Below are 3,096 nucleotides of genomic sequence, written 5' to 3' on the forward strand. Positions count from 1 at the left end.
CAACTGCGTCTGGGACAGCCCACTTCGTTTGGCGAGCGTCTCCAGCAGCAGCGACTTCAGCATGCCTTCCGGGACCTTCTGCAGCGCCTCCAGCACGTGGCTGGCGAAGCGCTCGCGCCCTTCCACGGTCTGCAAGTCGCGCCCCTGGGCAGCCTGCTCGAACAGAAACTCAGACAGCGGCATGGCGCAGGTCACGCGGTCTTCGAAGGCCTCGCGACCCTCGCGGCGCACCAGCGAGTCCGGGTCGTCCCCTTCCGGCAAGAACAGAAACCGCGCCTCGCGGCCATCGATCATCTGCGGCAGCGCGGTTTCCAGCGCACGGCTGGCCGCCTGACGCCCGGCGCGGTCACCGTCGAAACAGAACACCACGCGACTGACCAGACGAAACAGCCGCAACAGATGATCTTCGGTGGTGGCGGTGCCCAGCGTGGCCACGGCGTTGTGAATGCCGTACTGCGCCAGCGCCACCACGTCCATGTAGCCCTCGACCATCACCAGCTGTTCCAGCTTGCTGGTCGCCTGACGCGCCTCGTACAGGCCGTAGAGCTCGCGCCCCTTGTGAAAGACAGGCGTCTCCGGCGAGTTGAGGTATTTGGGCTGCTCATCCCCCATGACCCTACCGCCAAAGGCGATGGTCCGACCGCGCAAATCGCGTATCGGGAACATCACCCGGTCGCGGAAGCGATCATAGGTACGCCCGGTGTCCTCGCGATGAATCAGCAGACCGTACTCGATCTGCACCGGCTCACCGATGCCCTTGGCGCTCAGATGCTGCTTCAGCGCCTCCCACCCGCCGGGGGCATAACCAATCCCGTAGGTGGTCATCACATCTGGCGAGAGGCCGCGCCCCTGCAAGTAGCGCTGGGCCGCCTGGCCCTCCTGCATCTTCAATCGCTCGCGATAGAAGCTGGCCGCCACCTCGAGAAGATTGACCCCTTCCTTGCGTTTTTTCTCCCGCTGCTGGGCTCGCGGGTCGTCCGCCCCTTCCCTGGGCACGTCCAGCCCCAGCCGTCCGGCCAGTTGCTCGACTGCCTCGGGAAAGGGCAGCTTGTCATATTCCATCAAAAAGCGTAGCGCATTACCGTGGGCACCACAGCCAAAGCAGTGATAAAACTGCTTGTCGGCACTGACGGTAAACGAAGGTGTTTTTTCCTGATGAAAAGGACACAGGCCGGAAAAATTACGGCCCGCTTTCTTGAGCTGTACGCGCTCCCCCACCACCTCGACCACGTCGACGCGGCCAAGCAGATCGTCGATAAATCGCTGTGGAATTTGACCTGCCATGGGCTGAGGGCATCCTCGCGCAACACGCTTGTGGGCGGGTCTAACGTCATCAGGCCACGCGCCTGATCACCTTAAACCGCGCAAAACAGACAACACGAAACGAAAAACAAACGGCCACCTGGTGGCGGCCGCTTGGCATCCCTCTTGAGACAACCAGCCAACTGCTCTGGCTCTCTCCAGGTACGGATCAATAGAGCCGTTCGAAACGCTTACGCTCACGCTGCAACTTCTTGGCGTGACGTTTTACGGCAGCTGCCGCTTTGCGCTTGCGCTCAGCAGTCGGCTTCTCGTAGTGCTCGCGACGACGTACTTCAGACAGAACGCCAGCTTTTTCGCAAGAACGCTTGAAGCGACGCAGGGCGACGTCAAACGGCTCGTTATCACGTACTTTTACAGAAGGCATTAAGCACTCACCTACCTTAAGGAGTCTTGAGTTCGGATAGTACGCACACCGAACAAGACGGTGTACGACCCAGTTTTACAGCGCACAGTAGTCTAGTCGTGGTTGGCCATCTTTGCAAATGCTTACGCCCAGCGGGCACGACAATGCTAGACTAGCCGGTTTCGAGTACCTGCCTTTTCAATCAGATGAGTGCTTTTGCCATGCGTGTACTGGGCATCGAGACATCCTGCGACGAAACCGGCGTCGCCATTTACGACACGGCCTACACCGGCGGCCAGGGTCTGCTGGCCGATGCCCTGTACAGCCAGATTGCCATGCACTCCGAATATGGCGGCGTGGTGCCCGAACTGGCCTCTCGGGATCACACACGCAAGCTGCTGCCGCTCATCGAACAGGTATTGAAAGAGGCCCATCTTTCCCGCCACGACCTGGACGGCATCGCTTATACGGCGGGCCCGGGATTGGTGGGTGCGCTGATGGTCGGTGCCAGCACCGCCCATGGCATGGCCAGGGCGCTGAACATCCCCGTATTGGGGGTGCATCACATGGAAGGCCACCTGCTGGCCCCCATGCTTGAGGAGGAGGCTCCTGCCTTTCCCTTCGTGGCCCTGCTGGTCTCCGGCGGCCACACCCAGCTGGTGGAAGTACAGGGGCTGGGTTGCTATCGACTCCTGGGCGAATCAGTAGACGATGCGGCCGGTGAGGCCTTCGACAAGGCCGCCAAGATGCTGGGCCTGGCGTACCCAGGCGGCCCGCTGGTGGCCAAACTGGCCGAACAGGGCGACCCTAAACGCTTTCGCTTCCCGCGCCCCATGACCGACCGCCCCGGGCTCGATTTCAGCTTTTCAGGCCTGAAGACCCACACCTTGACGACGATTCGCCAGCTGGAAGCCGCAGGCGAGCTGGACGAACAGGCCAAAGCCGACGTGGCACGCGCCTTCGAAGAGGCCGTCGTGGACACGCTGGTCATCAAATGCCGCCGAGCCCTGGACGAGACCGGCCTGAAACGCATCGTGATGGCGGGGGGTGTGAGTGCCAATACGCGGCTGCGCGAGCGTCTGGCCCTGGAGACCCAAAAGCGCCAGGCCCGTGCCTATTACCCCCGTGGGCGCTTCTGCACCGACAATGGCGCCATGATTGCCTACGTGGGCGCCCAGCGTCTGGCGGCAGGAGAACGCGACGAAAGCGGTATCATGCAGGCCACCCCGCGCTGGCCACTGGACACGCTGACAGCGCCCCTCAGCACCACCCGATAAGTCGTTGGCCTATTTGCGCAGCGGGGGCTCTTCCCCCTGCCGCCAACGACGAATATTGAGCATGTGGCGGGCCAGTACCAGCAGGCTGAACCCGCCCACCACGATCATATAGTCAGGCGCCAGCCAGGCGCACAGCAGGGGCGCCAACAGCGC

Annotated in this window: 3 protein-coding genes; 1 reads left to right on the forward strand and 2 read right to left on the reverse strand. The window is 62.2% G+C overall.

Annotated features, from left to right (window positions below; genetic code table 11):
- Both dnaG and rpsU read right to left on the reverse strand, forming a co-directional pair.
- Positions 1–1,284, reverse strand: a 1,284-nt coding sequence (gene dnaG / locus B7L71_RS03885) for a DNA primase (protein WP_081136114.1), incomplete at its 3' end; no start/stop codon positions are given.
- A 187-nt stretch (positions 1,285–1,471) separates the two neighbouring features.
- On the reverse strand, positions 1,472–1,687 hold the full coding sequence (gene rpsU, locus B7L71_RS03890) for a 30S ribosomal protein S21 (RefSeq protein WP_016416934.1): 216 nt from the start codon (positions 1,685–1,687) through the stop codon (positions 1,472–1,474).
- Between the two features lie 200 nt (positions 1,688–1,887).
- On the opposite strand from rpsU, the gene tsaD reads away from it, so the two are divergent.
- Entirely contained in the window at positions 1,888–2,943 is a 1,056-nt protein-coding gene (gene tsaD, locus B7L71_RS03895) for a tRNA (adenosine(37)-N6)-threonylcarbamoyltransferase complex transferase subunit TsaD (RefSeq protein WP_081136116.1), read from the forward strand.
- The last annotated feature ends 153 nt before the right edge of the window (positions 2,944–3,096 follow it).

The sequence above is a fragment of the Halomonas sp. BC2 genome (assembly GCF_002078115.1).
Lineage (GTDB): Bacteria > Pseudomonadota > Gammaproteobacteria > Pseudomonadales > Halomonadaceae > Vreelandella > Vreelandella stevensii.